Here is a 12,492-nt window from a genome sequence, read left to right as displayed (position 1 = left end):
GCAGCGACCAACGCTACAGAGCAGCACGCCTGTCACGAGCTTCAGGGAGTATACGACATGTCGGGGGCGATCGGATTCATTGGGCTCGGCGTCATGGGCGAGCCGATTTGCCGCAACCTGCTGCGCAAGAGCGGGCGGACGATCGTTGCGTTCGATCTTTCGCAGGAACCTTTGGGGCGACTTGCGGCGGAAGGCGCCAAGACCGCCAGCTCGGTGGCCGAGGCGGTGAGCGGCAGCGAAACCGTGTTTCTCTGCCTGCCCAGCGCCCGGCACGTCATGATGGTCTTCGAGGGCGAAACGGGCATTCTCAACTCGGTCGGGCGCGGCCAGACCGTGATCGATCTCGGCACTTCGGAAGTCGGGCTCACGCGTGCGCTGGCACAGCGGCTTGCCGAACGCGGGGCGCTGTGGATCGATGCGCCGATCGCACGTACCCGCCAGGCCGCGCAGGACGGCACGCTCAGCGTGATGGTCGGCGCATCACCCGAGCAGTTCGCGAAAGTCGAGCCGCTGATCCGGCATTTTGCCACTGAAGTCACCCTATGCGGCGGCACAGGGGCGGGGCAGGTGACCAAGATCCTCAACAACATGGTGCTGTTCGAGACGGTCAATGCGCTCGCGGAGGCAACGGCCATCGCAAGGCACAGCGGTGTCGATCCAAAACTGCTGCTGGAGACGCTGGCCAAGGGGTCGGCGGACAGTTTCGCGCTCCGCAACCATGGCATGAAGGCAATCGTGCCGGACGAGTTTCCGCTGCGCGCCTTCTCGACCGAATATGCGCTGAAGGATCTCACTTACGCGCTCGAACTAGCGGGGGAGGCTGGCATCAACGCGCGCGGCGCGGCACTTGTCCGCACCATCTTCGAGGAGGCGATCGGCAAGGGAATGGGGGACGCCTACTTTCCCGTTATCGCCAGGCTCGTCGATCCATCCAGATCGTCCTAGCGGACAGCATCGAGGCGTGGTTTGACAGTTTCGCCCGGCCCTACTGCTTCTGCAGCAGCTTCAGGCGGCAGCGCAGCGCTTCCCTGATATGGGCCCGCGCCAGCTTCTCCGCCTTGTCGGGGTCATGAGCCGCGATCGCGTTGACGATGCCTTGGTGCTCCTTCCGGCTGCTCGAGGGGCGGTCCGCCACGCTGAATGTGGTGGCGCCGAGGAGCGAGATCCAGTCCTGAAGTTCCCTCAACGCGTTGTCCAGATAGCGATTGCGCGCGGCGCGGACGATGGTTTCGTGGAAGGCGCGGTTGAGCCGCGCCATCTCGGCCGCGTCGGCGTGCCGGGTATCGAACGCCTCGTCCAGATCGCGCAACGCGTCGATCTCGGGCCGGGAGGCATGCTCGGCGGCAAGGCGCGCGGCGGCGCCCTCCAGGATTTCCCGCATGGCGTAAAGCTCGAGCACCTCGCCGGTGTCGAGGTTGCGGACGATCAGCCCGCGCCCGCCCGCGGGCTCGACGAAACCACGCGCCGCCAGCCGCCCGAATGCCTCGCGAACCGGGGTGCGGCTGACCTTCAGGCGCTGGGCGACCTCTTCCTCGCGCAGGCGGTCGCCGGCGCGATAGGTGCCGGCCTGCAGAGCGTCGCATAGCGAGCGGAATACGGCCTCGCCCAAAGCAAGGCCGCCGTTGCGTTCGATGGATCCAATGGCTTTCGCAGGTCGCTTCGACATTCCGCCTTTCCATGGGCCGACACGCAGGCAAGGGGTGCTTGACACGAACAATGTATATCATTGTATACAATAGTACGCAAACGAAGGGCGGACGTGCGAGGGCTACAGCAAGCTCGAACCCGTCCGCAATCGGACATAGCGATGGATCGAAAATACGACGTGCTGGTGATCGGAGGAGGCAATGCGGCGCTGTGCGCGGCGATCAGCGCCCGGCGAGCCGGTGCGTCGGTGCTGGTGCTGGAAGGCGCCCCGAAGTTTTACCGGGGCGGTAACACCCGCCACACCCGCAACATGCGCTGCGCCCATGATGCCGCGACCGAGATCCTGACCGGCCCCTATACCGAAGACGAATTCTGGGAAGACCTTTCGCGCGTCACCGGCGGCGAGACCGACGAAGAGCTCGCCCGCTTCATGATCAGGGAGTCCAAGGACATCCTGAACTGGATCGTCGAGCAGGGCGTGCGCTGGCAGCCATCGCTTGGCGGCACGCTTAGCCTGGGACGCACCAATTCCTTCTTCCTCGGCGGCGGCAGGGCGATGCTGAACGCGCTGTACCTGACGGCGGAAGATCTCGGCGTGGAGATTCACTATGACGCCGAGGTGATCGACCTCGACATCCGGGATGGCATGTTCGTCTCGGCCAGGCTGAAGCGCCCGATCAACGGCCCGACCGACATCAGCGCGGCGACGCTAGTCGCAGCGGCCGGCGGCTTCGAGGCCAACATCGATTGGCTGAAGCAGCATTGGGGCGAGGCGGCCGACAACTTCCTGATCCGCGGCACGCCGTATAACCGCGGCTCTATCCTGAAGATGCTGCTGGAGAAGGGCGTGCAGGAGGTCGGCGATCCCACCCAGTGCCATGCGGTGGCGATCGATGCCCGCGCGCCGAAATTCGACGGTGGCATCATCACGCGGCTCGACTGCGTCGTGTTCGGCATCGTCGTCAACAAGGGCGCATTACGCTTCTACGACGAGGGCGAGGACATCTGGCCCAAGCGCTATGCGATCTGGGGCCGGCTGGTCGCCGGCCAGCCGGGGCAGATTGCCTACATCATCTTCGACTCGACCGTGCTGACGAGCTTCATGCCTTCGCTCTACCCCCCGATCCAGGCGGGCACGATCAAGGAGCTCGCCGGCAAGCTCGAGCTCGATCCGGCCGTGCTGGAGAAGACGGTTGCCGGTTTCAACGCGGCGGTGAGGCCCGGCACCTTCGATCATACCATTCTCGACGATTGCCGCACGGAAGGCATCACACCGCCGAAGACGCACTGGGCGCGGCGGATCGAGACGCCGCCTTACTACGCCTATCCGGTCAGACCCGGCATCACCTTCACCTATCTCGGCACCCGCGTGAACAAGGAGGCGCGCATGCTGATGAAGGACGGCGCGCCGTCGGCCAACATGTTCGCCGCCGGCGAGATCATGGCGGGCAACGTGCTGGGCAAGGGCTATGCAGCCGGCATCGGCATGACCATCGGCAGTGTATTCGGGCGCATCGCGGGACGGGAAGCGGCGAAAAATGCACGAAACTAGGATTCTCGACGAAGCCGACCGCCTGATGACGGTGTGCAATTCCTGCCGCTATTGTGAAGGTCTGTGCGCGGTGTTCCCCGCCATGGAGATGCGCCGTGCCTTCTCCGACGGCGACCTCAACTATCTCGCCAACCTCTGCCATGCCTGCGGCGCCTGTTATGTCGATTGCCAGTTCTCGCCGCCACATGAGTTCAACGTCAATGTGCCGAAGACCCTGGCAGTCGCCCGTGCGCAATCCTACGCGGCCTATGCCTGGCCGATGGCGTTATCCGGTCTGTTCGCGCGAAACGGCCTGATCATCAGCATTATCGCCGCGCTGAGTATGGCGGTCTTCATCCTCGGCTTTGCCGCTTTCAATGACCGGCAGATGCTGCTGGCCATCCACACCGGTCCCGGCGCCTTCTATAGGCTGATGCCCCACAATGCGATGGTGGTTGTGTTCGGCTTCGCGTTTCTTTATGCGATCGTCGCGCTCGCGATGAGCGTGCGCGCGTTCTGGCGCGATATTGGCGCGCCGATCGGGATGCGCGCCGACGGCGCCTCGCTCTGGCAGGCTGTTCGCGATGCCGGCAAATTGCGTTACCTCGATGGCGGCGGCGTCGGCTGCTACAACGAGGATGATCGACCCACCGACCGGCGGAAGTTCTTCCACCACATGACCTTCCACGGCTTCCTGTTGTGCTTTGCCGCGACCTGCGTCGCCACACTCTATCACTATCTGTTTGGCCGCGAGGCGCCCTACGCGTGGTGGGATCTTCCGGTGTTGCTCGGGACGGTGGGGGGCATCGGGCTCGTGATCGGTCCGATCGGTCTCGTCATCGCGAAGTGGCGGCGCGATCCCGTGCTGCTCGATGAGACAAGCTACGGCATGGATGTCGGCTTCGTCGCCATGCTGTTTCTCGTCGGCATCACCGGCCTCGTCCTGCTCATCCTGCGCGAGACTGTCGCCATGGGTCCGCTGCTTGCCCTCCACCTGGGTGCGGTGTTTGCGCTGTTTATCACACTGCCCTACGGCAAGTTCGTACACGGCATCTACCGCTTCGCCGCGCTGGTGCGCTATGCGCAGGAACGCAGGCAGGCGGGCTAGCCTCAAGCTACCTGGCACGAGGCGCTATCGGGTTGGTTGGCTCGGAAGAATGCGGCATCAAGCGGCTGCGGCATCGAGGATCTCCGGGCTCGCGACGAACTCGGCGATGGTGCGCATGCCCGTTAGCTTCGAATTGCAGCTGTGGTTTAACGATCCATGAGGTCACCAGCCGTGAGCTGTGAACGGAAGTTGCGCAACCGCCGCCATGCCGTCTGTTCACCGCCGGCCGCGCACGCAATGAAGATCAACGGCGACTCTCATCCGGACAATCCAATGAATCAGTCGCAGGCACCCTTCGGCCTTCGGCGTCGTCGCGTTCGAGGTCAGCGACATTCAGATCGATATCTAATCCGCTCTAACCCTGGCACGCCATCGCGCTTCGAAAGTATCATTGTCCTGCGGTGCCCACGCTTGTGCGTCCGATGCATTTCCCGGCTTCTCTTTGGCGATCATGATTTTTCCACCGGAATCCGGCTGTGCTGATGTTCGCTGGGGCCACTCCAACAAGGCTTTCGAAAGCATAGGCTTGCCTTCGTACCAGCACTTTCGGCCATCGATGAGACGGTAGGACCACCACTGCCCGTGCGGACCTGATGGCATCTCGGCACGGCATTGCTGCTTCGCCTGCGCAGTTTGCATCCCGATAGATGAGAGCGTGGCAAGGGAAGCGGCAAACGTGATCGACGAAATCCGCTTCGTCATTTGAGCGCTCCAGCGGTAGAACTCGGCGCGATTAGCAAGGGGGAGGAAAATCAAGCCACTTGTAGGGAGGGCGGGATCAATTTTTGTTTCGAGAAGGAACTTCAGCAATCAATCCAGCACGCAGGTTTGCGTCCTTGCCGCTAATGGAACCCACCGCTGAGCGTCGAAAGAACCCGAGGGGGTGTCCAGGCGCGCGAAAGCCGGCAAATGTCCGCGCGGTCGCATTCGGCCGAAGCACGGCCCTCACGCAAAGGGGGCTGAGGGACCGCGCCCGGGCCGCGGGGCTGGGGGCTAAGTGTGGCCCGTCCGGTCAACTATGGTGCAAGTAGATGCACCTCGATGGGTTTGCTGCGGCTGGGATAATTGAGGTTCAGCGTTGCAAAGCCGGATGCCTGCAGCGCTCGTTCGAGTTTCCGGAGCGATCGTGAGGTCCGCGCGATGCCGTGAAGCAGGACCACTCCGGGCGGTCGCGCGGCCCTTGAGTCAAGGAAGGCCGGGTTGCCGGCTTCAGGCAACCTCCAGCTCCGGGCCCGGCGCAAGCTCGCGCGCCAGCGCCGTCGCAGCCACGTAGTCGGTCTTGCCCGAGCCGAGCAACGGCACGTTGTCGACCACCTGGATCGCGGCGGGAACGGCGAGTTCGGAGGCGCCGGTCGTCTTGGCTTGGCGCTGCATGGCGCTGCGATCCGCATCCTTCTGCGTCGTCAGCAGCACGATGCGCTCGCCCTTGCGCTGATCGGGGATCGAGACGGCGACCGACATCGCCTGCGGCCACAGCGTTGCGGCCATTGCCTCCACCGCGGAGAGCGACACCATCTCGCCGGCGATCTTGGCAAAGCGCTTGGCGCGGCCCTTAATGGCGATGAAGCCTGCGCTGTCGATCGCCACGATGTCGCCGGTGTCATGCCAGCCGTCCGGCAGCGGCTCCAGCACGCCCGGATTTTCCGCGCGCAGGTAGCCGAGCATGACGTTGGGGCCACGCACCGACAGTCGGCCGCCTTCGTCGATGCCGGGGACCGGATCGAGCCGGTATTCCATCAGCGGCGACAGCCGTCCCACGGTGCCCGGACGGTTCGCCATCGGCGTGTTCATCGCCAGCACGGGAGCGGTCTCGGTCACGCCGTAGCCTTCGAGGATGCGAATGCCGTAGCGATCCATATAGACCTGTCGCGTGCGGTCCTTCACCGCTTCCGCGCCGGCAAGCACCAGGCGCAGGGTACGGAAGTCGTAGGCGTGCGCCGACCGGGCATAGCCGGTCAGGAACGTATCGGTGCCGAACAGGATCGTGGCGCCGGTCTGGTAGATCAATTCCGGCACGATCCGGTAGTGCAGGGGCGAGGGGTACATGAAGATCGGAATGCCCGCGAGCAGCGGCATCATCATCCCGCCCGTCAATCCGAACGAATGGAAGACCGGCAGCACGTTGAACACCTTGTCGTTGGCATTGGCGTCGACCCGCGCCAGCGCCTGGGCCGCATTGGCGAGGATGTTGCGGTGGGACAGCACGACGCCCTTGGGCGTGCCTTCGGAGCCCGAGGTGAACAGGATGACGGCGGGATCGTTGGCATTGCGGGCGACGCCCGGCGTCGTTCCGGCGGCAAAGCCGCGCACCTTGTCGAGAAGGCCGACGGAAGCACGGATGTCCTCGAGATAGACGATGTTCGCCTCTGTGGAGATCGCGGCAATGAGCTTGTCGAGCTTGCCCTTCTCGATGAACGCTTGCGAGGTCAGCACCGTCTTGACCTGCGCCGCCTTCATCGCCGCCAGTACGTTGACCGCGCCGGCCGAGAAATTCAGCATCGCCGGCACCCGTCCGATGTTCTGCAGCGCCATGAAGACGACGGCAACGCCCGCCGAGTTCGGCAGCAGCACGCCGATATTCTCGTCGATCGCCGTGCCGGTCTCGAGCTTTCGGCTCAGCACCTGCGCGCCGGCGATCAGCTTGCGATAGGTGAGCTTGGTGCCGAGCGCGTCCTCGATCACGACCTTGCCGGTGTCGCGGTCGCGATAGGCGTGAGCGAGCGCCTGGAACAGCGTCTGGTCGAGCATCGCGGTCTTGACGATTGCGTCGATCATGACGTCCTGGAGCGCGGCGCCGGCGGCATTGCGGCGCTGCTTGCCCTTCAGGCTGCCGTCGACCTCGAGCTTCACCGGCGGCAGGATCGAGATCGTCACCTTTGGAAACCACGAGCGCTTGATCTCGCCGTTCTTCAAGTAGCTCAGATAGGAGCGCTGCGCGCCTTCGATGCGCACGGGAACGACGACCGCATCAGCCTTGTCCGCTATCATCGCGGTGCCGTCATAGACCTTCATCAGTGAGCCGGAGACCGTGATGCGCCCTTCGGGGAAGATCACCACCGGCTCGCCGGCCGATACCAGCTTGATCAGATCGCGCGCGGCCAGCGGCTTTGTCGGATCCATGGTGTAGTGCCGGATTATCCTGAGGAAGGGCTTCGCCCACCATGCCTTGGCGATCCCCGTATCGACGGCAAAGCTGGCGTCGATCGGCAGCACGGCGTGCAACAGCGGGCCATCGATCAGGCTGACATGGTTGGGCGCAATCAGCATGCGCGTGCCGGCGGGCGGCAGGTTCTCCAGACCCCGGACCTCGGTGCGGAAGAGGGCGCGGAACAAGAGCGCGCCAAAATCGCGCACGCCCTCCTTGCCCCATTTGCTCAGCACGAACCAGACCGCGCCGAAGCTCAAAACCCCGAGGCCGAAGAAGATCCAGGCGATCGGCAGACCGGCGGCCTGCAGCAATGCGACGAACAGCGAGCCGGCGACCATAAAGGCCGCCTGCAGCACGTTGCCGGCGGCGATAACGCGGGCGCGCTCGGACGGCGCCGACCAGGCCTGCACCGCGGCGAAGGACGGCACGACGAACAGGCCGCCGCCGACCGCGAACAGGGCGAAGTCGACCAGCATCCGCAGGCCCCCGACGGAGGTCGCAAAGCCGAGCGGCGAGATCTCTGTCCCGCGCGTCGTCACGCCGACGGCCCAGGCGAGGTCGAGGCCGACGAAGCCCATGATGATCGCGCCGATCGGCACCAGCGCCAGATTGGGGCGCACATGGCTGAGATGCGCCGCGAACAGCGAGCCCGCGGCAATGCCGATCGCAAAGACGCCAAGGCACAGCGTCACCACGCCCTCGGTGCCGCCGACGACGTCCTTCACCAGCGCGGGCAGCAACGACAGCACGACGGCGCCGACCAGCCAGAACCAGGACACGATCACCATGCCGTCCCACAGGCGCGCGTCGGCATAGAGCGTCTTTAATAGTCCAAGGGTCGAGGTCCACGGATTGGTCGTGATGTTGAGCTCGGGCGCGGAAGGCGCCGTCTGCGGAATCTGCGCAGCGAAGGCCCACGACAACAGGGCGAGCACGACGACGGCGGAAGAGACCCAGCCCATATGGGCGGAGTCGGCCACGAATTGGCCGCCGGCGATGGTGCCGAGCAGGATCGCCATGAAGGTCGCGCCCTCCACCAGCGCGTTGCCGGTCGCGAGTTCGCCGACCGTGAGCTGGTCGGGCAGCATCGCGTATTTCACCGGACCGAACAGGGCGGCGATGATCCCGAACAGGGCCAGCGCGGCGAACAGCAGAGGCACCGAGTGCAGAAAGAAGCCCGCCGCAGCAAAGCCGGCAGCGAAGATCTCGGCGAACTTGAGGCGCCTTGCCACCACCGACTTGACGTATTTGTCGGCAAGCTCGCCTCCGAGCCCCGACAGGATGAAGAAGGGGAAGATGAACACCGCGCCCGCGAACGTCACCAGCGCATCTCCGTGCCCGGCCGCGGCGCCATAGAGCAGGATGATGACGAGCGCGTTCTTCAGTACGTTGTCGTTCAGGGCCGAGAAGAATTGCGCCCCGAACAGCGGGGCGAAACGGCGTGACGACAGCAACTCCTTGATCATGGCTGGTCCTGTGTCTGTCAATTCAAGTTTGAATGTCCTGTCCCGTCGCCCGGGAATGCAAGGCGGGACGCGTGGAATGCACAACGAGGTATTAACGTGCGCAGCCTCAGTCTCTGTCGGCGCTCAGCAATGTCTCGGTCCTGGCTTCCTCGATCGGCCGGCCTTCCGTTAGTCTCATGAAGGCTGCAAATGGTTTGGCCGGGGAGGGCAGGCTGCACGAGGCCAACCTTCAGGTCAGATCAGAGAGGAAGCGGAAGGGGGTGAGGCAGCGGAAAAGGCCGCCGCGCCGGCGCGCCGAACGCGGAGTTGAGAGGCGTATGGCGTGAGAAGTGCGCCACATCCGCAATGCCGCGCGTCGTTCGGAAAGCACGCCGGCGACGTCGCAGGCATTGGCGATGCGTTCGATCGGGGCCATGGCGAGGTGAAGCAGGACCCGGCCAAAACCTGTGACGAGCGCCGCGGCGTCCTCGGCAAAGGTGGTTGCGATGTGAGAAACAAGCATTGCCATTTCGGTGGCCTCCGGTTATTTGAACAATGTTCAACACGGATAGCGCAAAAATGAACAATGTTCAAGAAGAATCTCTGCGTGAACGAAAGAAGGGCAAGAGGCGGGTCCTGATGCTCGAGACCACGCGCTGGATCATTGCGGCTAAGGGCTTGAGAGCATTGAAGGTTCGGGACGTGGCCGAGGCCGCCGACTGCTCCATCGGGAGCGTCTATAACGAGTTCGGGGACTTCGACGGTCTGATCCTGACCGTGAACCGGGAGACGGTTCAGGCGCTGACCGAGCGCCTCGCCGCGGTGTCCACGGACGATCCGATCCGCCAGTTGCACGGGCTGGCCGCGGCCTATCTCGGCTTCGCCACCGAGCACGCCAACCTGCTGCGGTCATTGTTCGAACACCGGATGGAGGACGACCGGCCGTTTCCCGAGGACATCCTGCGCATGGTCATGCAGGCCTTCGCCCTGATGCACGCGCCGCTGCTCCACCTAATGCCCGATCACGACGAGACAGAGGTCGCGCTGTTGTCGCGCATGCTGTTCTCGGCGGTGCATGGCATCATCTCGCTCGGCCTGGAGGAGCGCATGGTGGCCGTGCCGCCGGACAGCCTGCGCCAGCAGCTTGCGCAGTTCGTCGATACCCATCTCGCCGGGCTCGGCATCATCCCCGTTCAACGGGCGGTGCCGCGCAAGGCCTGAGGGCGCGTCACGAGAAGGCGAAACGACCGGAGGTCATCAGGCAAGAGTCGTTCCCGCATGGCCGGCAAGCAGGTCGGCCGCATCCGCCGCCATTCGCTTGACGATGACGGAGGCCGGTTCGATCGCGCCGATCAGACCGGCGGCCTCGCCAAACCAGACGCCGGTGTTGTCCGGATCGCCTTCGGCGAAAGCTTGCCGGTAGCGAGGCCCTTCGATGGCGGCATTCTGTTCGAGCTCGTTCTCGCGACCGTGCCAACGCTGCACAAAGGCGTTGCGGCGAACGCGCGCCGTGAAGCCGCGAGGCCACGGAATTTGACGGGCAATGTCCACGACCGTCGTTCGGATCGTTCCGTCGCCGTTGGCTTCGACGATCGCTTCCTGGTGCCGCCGGTGCACAAGTGCATCCGACGATGCCCACAACCGCGTCCCGACGAGAACGCCGTCCGCGCCCAGCATCAAGGCTGCGGCAAGGCCGCGCCCGTCGGCGATGCCGCCTGCTGCGAGCAGCATGGATTTCGGCGAATGGGCGGCGAGCAGGTCAGCGGCCTCCGGAACGAAGGGCAGCGTGCCGCGAAGTGAACCGTGACCACCCGCTTCCGCGCCCTGTGCGACAACAATGTCAGCGCCGACGTCAATCGCGTCCCAGATGTGATCGACGTTCTGGCATTGGCAGATCACCAGCGCGCCCGCGCCGCGGATCTCCTCGACGAAAGGACGCGGGTCGCCGAACGACAACATCACCGCCGCCGGGCGGCGTTTCAGCACCTCGGTGAGCAATGACGGCGACTTGCGCAGTGACCAGGTGATGAAGCCGACGCCGACGCGCTGCCCCGCGGCGAGGTCGAATTCTTGGTCCAGCCACGTCGAATCACCATAGCCGCCGCCGATCAAGCCAAGTCCGCCTGCGGCGCTGACAGCCGCGGCCAGCGCGCCGCCGCTGGCGAAGGCCATCGGCGCGGAAAGAATCGGGTGCTCGATGTTGAGCGTTCGCGTGAGCCGGTTCGAGATGGTGGGCATGGGGCTGGTCCCTGGACTAGACCATCAAGCCACCGGCGAAGTTGCTGTACCAATGGATTTTAGCGATCGGTGCTTTCTCAATAAGAGAACGATTGAGCTAGCCCGCCGCGGGCGTCGTCAGGCCGATTTCATTCATGTCGCGGCACCATTGAAGGGCAGGGCTCCTGTGACCGGAGCCGGGTCTCCAATCCCGCCGGGCTGCGCGAAGACAAGGTGGCTTTTGGTCGTCCGCTACATCGTCAGTTGCGCAACACGCTACGTTGAACGTCGCCTATGGTGCTCATGGTTTTCATCTTGCAACTGCAACATGGATCTCTTGCAAGCGATTATCGATTGCACGGACAAACCTTTGGTTGAGAATGAGGCGAGCATTTTGTAGGTTAAGAGAAAGTAAATGGAGATTGAAATGAAGCTTAAATCGGTGGCGCTGGCGTCGGCCCTCCTCGCTGTGCTTTCTACAGCCGCCAAGGCCGACATCGTTATCAATGTCGTGCCGTGGCTCGCCCCCAATGGCTTCAGCTCGGCCTGGTTTGCCGGTGCTGAGGCAAATGCGGTTGCCGGCATGATGAATGGCGGGATTGCCACCGGCTCCGGACCGGCGGCGTTCGTACCGAATTCAAACATTACTGCAGCACAAGGCATCGTGACCGGCTTCCCGTCATGGATGGGCAAGGTGGATCCAGGAAACGTGTTCGGCCCTGATTACGCCCTTGAACATGGCACGCGCATGCACTTTGCGGTGAGCATTGTCGGTTCGGACGGCACCAAATTCTCGATCTCGAATATGGCGCTCAATGCCTACAGCACCGACGCGTCCAATGCGCTTAAGTTTGGCTATGCCGCCGGCGAGTACGACTACGGCACCGGCTATGTCGGCGTGCTGTACGGAGCGGACGGTCAACTGGGCGGTAGTGACGATACATGGATTAAGAGCGGTCCCAACACGCAGCTTGTCGATGCAATCTTCGGTCGCGGTTCAGGCAACTCGTTTCCCGCATATTGTGTTGGCTGCTCGCTTGCCGACCAACAGGCAGAGATCGATGCACTCGCGGCATATCCGGGAACTCCGTTCAAGTTTGTGGGGACGTACTCGATCGACGGCGTGAGCGGCAGTGGCACGTTCAATATCACACCAGTGCCGGAGCCGGGCACCTGGGCCATGATGCTCCTCGGCTTCGCCGGCCTCGGCTTCATCGCTTACCGGCGGAAGAATAAGATGACGCTCGGAGCAGCTTAATTTTCGGCAGACAACAAGAACCACACAAAAGCCGCCTCTCTCGGGGCGGCTTTTGCTTTCGTGCCCCCGACATCGCAACCCGCGGCCTTGCGACCGTATTGATCGACGCCTTTGGCAGAACAACGGACAGTTCGGTGG

10 protein-coding genes and 1 pseudogene are annotated in these 12,492 nt (G+C 63.8%); 5 read left to right on the top strand and 6 right to left on the bottom strand.

Annotated elements, in window-relative coordinates:
• Window positions 1-57: 57 nt before the first annotated feature.
• Window positions 58-945: an NAD(P)-dependent oxidoreductase gene (locus HY852_RS25115; protein WP_291607610.1), complete on the top strand. Its 888-nt coding sequence runs from the start codon at window positions 58-60 to the stop codon at window positions 943-945.
• Window positions 946-985: 40 nt separating this feature from the next.
• Here the strand turns inward: HY852_RS25115 and HY852_RS25110 are convergent, their stop codons facing one another.
• Window positions 986-1,666 (bottom strand): GntR family transcriptional regulator, encoded by a 681-nt coding sequence (locus HY852_RS25110; RefSeq protein ID WP_291607609.1) that lies wholly within the window; start codon window positions 1,664-1,666, stop codon window positions 986-988.
• Window positions 1,667-1,807: 141 nt separating this feature from the next.
• Here HY852_RS25110 and tcuA point away from each other — a divergent pair, with 141 nt between their 5' ends.
• Window positions 1,808-3,199, top strand: a complete 1,392-nt coding sequence (gene tcuA / locus HY852_RS25105; RefSeq protein ID WP_291607608.1) for an FAD-dependent tricarballylate dehydrogenase TcuA — start codon at window positions 1,808-1,810, stop codon at window positions 3,197-3,199.
• Window positions 3,186-4,286, top strand: a complete 1,101-nt coding sequence (gene tcuB, locus HY852_RS25100; RefSeq protein ID WP_291607607.1) for a tricarballylate utilization 4Fe-4S protein TcuB — start codon at window positions 3,186-3,188, stop codon at window positions 4,284-4,286. Before tcuA ends, tcuB begins: the two co-directional genes overlap by 14 nt.
• 345 nt (window positions 4,287-4,631) lie before the next feature.
• Here the strand turns inward: tcuB and HY852_RS25095 are convergent, their stop codons facing one another.
• The 4 genes and pseudogenes from HY852_RS25095 to HY852_RS25085 form a co-directional block, all read right to left on the bottom strand.
• Window positions 4,632-5,096, bottom strand: a complete 465-nt coding sequence (locus HY852_RS25095; RefSeq protein ID WP_291607606.1) for a hypothetical protein — start codon at window positions 5,094-5,096, stop codon at window positions 4,632-4,634.
• Between the two features lie 230 nt (window positions 5,097-5,326).
• Window positions 5,327-5,503 (bottom strand): annotated as a pseudogene (locus HY852_RS28010) (esterase/lipase family protein); the annotation flags it as partial.
• The gene (locus HY852_RS25090) at window positions 5,496-8,900 is read right to left on the bottom strand and encodes an acyl-[ACP]--phospholipid O-acyltransferase (RefSeq protein WP_291607605.1); all 3,405 of its coding nucleotides are present in this window, start codon (window positions 8,898-8,900) and stop codon (window positions 5,496-5,498) included. The pseudogene HY852_RS28010 and the gene HY852_RS25090, both read right to left, overlap by 8 nt.
• Window positions 8,901-9,129: 229 nt before the next feature.
• Complete coding sequence (locus HY852_RS25085) at window positions 9,130-9,408, bottom strand: hypothetical protein (RefSeq protein WP_291607604.1); 279 nt, start codon at window positions 9,406-9,408, stop codon at window positions 9,130-9,132.
• A 110-nt stretch (window positions 9,409-9,518) separates the two neighbouring features.
• On the opposite strand from HY852_RS25085, the gene HY852_RS25080 reads away from it, so the two are divergent.
• Window positions 9,519-10,100, top strand: a complete 582-nt coding sequence (locus HY852_RS25080; RefSeq protein WP_291607651.1) for a TetR/AcrR family transcriptional regulator — start codon at window positions 9,519-9,521, stop codon at window positions 10,098-10,100.
• A gap of 36 nt (window positions 10,101-10,136) precedes the next feature.
• Here the strand turns inward: HY852_RS25080 and HY852_RS25075 are convergent, their stop codons facing one another.
• Window positions 10,137-11,117: a nitronate monooxygenase gene (locus HY852_RS25075; protein WP_291607603.1), complete on the bottom strand. Its 981-nt coding sequence runs from the start codon at window positions 11,115-11,117 to the stop codon at window positions 10,137-10,139.
• A gap of 394 nt (window positions 11,118-11,511) precedes the next feature.
• On the opposite strand from HY852_RS25075, the gene HY852_RS25070 reads away from it, so the two are divergent.
• Window positions 11,512-12,354 (top strand): PEPxxWA-CTERM sorting domain-containing protein, encoded by an 843-nt coding sequence (locus HY852_RS25070; protein WP_291607601.1) that lies wholly within the window; start codon window positions 11,512-11,514, stop codon window positions 12,352-12,354.
• Window positions 12,355-12,492 lie beyond the last annotated feature (138 nt).

The organism is Bradyrhizobium sp., from assembly GCF_016213215.1.
In the GTDB taxonomy this organism is placed as follows: domain Bacteria; phylum Pseudomonadota; class Alphaproteobacteria; order Rhizobiales; family Xanthobacteraceae; genus Bradyrhizobium.
This window is presented reverse-complemented; position numbering and strand designations above follow the sequence as displayed.

Excerpts from the sequence above, each read along its gene's own strand:
- tcuA (WP_291607608.1), top strand. The coding sequence starts at position 1,808 with ATGGATCGAAAATACGACGTGCTGGTGATCGGAGGAGGCAATGCGGCG.
- HY852_RS25070 (WP_291607601.1), top strand. The coding sequence starts at position 11,512 with ATGGAGATTGAAATGAAGCTTAAATCGGTGGCGCTGGCGTCGGCCCTC.
- HY852_RS25080 (WP_291607651.1), top strand. The coding sequence starts at position 9,519 with ATGCTCGAGACCACGCGCTGGATCATTGCGGCTAAGGGCTTGAGAGCA.
- HY852_RS25110 (WP_291607609.1), bottom strand. The coding sequence starts at position 1,666 with ATGTCGAAGCGACCTGCGAAAGCCATTGGATCCATCGAACGCAACGGC.
- HY852_RS25075 (WP_291607603.1), bottom strand. The coding sequence starts at position 11,117 with ATGCCCACCATCTCGAACCGGCTCACGCGAACGCTCAACATCGAGCAC.
- tcuB (WP_291607607.1), top strand. The coding sequence starts at position 3,186 with ATGCACGAAACTAGGATTCTCGACGAAGCCGACCGCCTGATGACGGTG.
- HY852_RS25115 (WP_291607610.1), top strand. The coding sequence starts at position 58 with ATGTCGGGGGCGATCGGATTCATTGGGCTCGGCGTCATGGGCGAGCCG.
- HY852_RS25085 (WP_291607604.1), bottom strand. The coding sequence starts at position 9,408 with ATGGCAATGCTTGTTTCTCACATCGCAACCACCTTTGCCGAGGACGCC.
- HY852_RS25090 (WP_291607605.1), bottom strand. The coding sequence starts at position 8,900 with ATGATCAAGGAGTTGCTGTCGTCACGCCGTTTCGCCCCGCTGTTCGGG.